Origin of the sequence: Streptomyces sp. SID14436 (assembly GCF_010548465.1) — a bacterium.
In the GTDB taxonomy this organism is placed as follows: domain Bacteria; phylum Actinomycetota; class Actinomycetes; order Streptomycetales; family Streptomycetaceae; genus Streptomyces.
In genome coordinates this window covers 1-582 of record NZ_JAAGMD010000473.1, presented here as the reverse complement: position 1 = coordinate 582, position 582 = coordinate 1, and the positions used below count along the sequence as shown (strand labels likewise).

The window sequence follows — 582 nt, the reverse complement described above, 5'->3', positions numbered from 1 at the left end:
CCTCCAGCGCCCGCAGCACCGAACCGGCCGCGGGCCGGCCGGGGGAGCCGAGCGCGGGGGAGACCAGGGCGTCCAGGTCGTCGACGACCACCACCAGCCGGGGCAGGGGCGGTGCGGCGTCCGCCGCGCGCCGCGCCGCTCCCGGCCGCAGCCGGATCGTGGTGCTCGGCGGGGCGTCCAGGTCGCCGTTGTGCTCGGTGCCGGGGGCGGCGGAGCCACGGGTGCGCTGGGTGACCATGCGGTCCGCCAGGGCGCGGCCGGTGTGCCACTCCGTGAAGTCCGAGCGGCCGAGCAGCTCGGCCCGCCGCTTCAGCTCGGCGGTCAGGGACTGCGCGAACTCCCGCATCCGCACCGGGTCGTTGGCGGTGAGGTGGGTGGTGACGTGCGGGATGTCGGTGCACACGCCCAGGCCGTCGGCGGTGCCGTCGCCCGCGGTGCCCGTGCCCCGGCCGTCGACCAGGACGATGCCCAGCCGGTCGGGGCGTTCGGCCGCCGCCAGTGAGGCGACGACCGCGCGCAGGGTCTCGGTCCGGCCGCTGCCGGCCGGGCCCTCGACCAGCAGGTGCGGGCCGTCGGCCGCAA

1 protein-coding gene is annotated in these 582 nt (G+C 78.7%); it reads right to left on the bottom strand.

Annotated elements, in window-relative coordinates; all coding sequences use genetic code 11:
* The coding region (locus tag G3I53_RS16165; protein WP_275406505.1) for an FtsK/SpoIIIE domain-containing protein at positions 1 to 582 on the bottom strand (582 nt) is incomplete at both ends.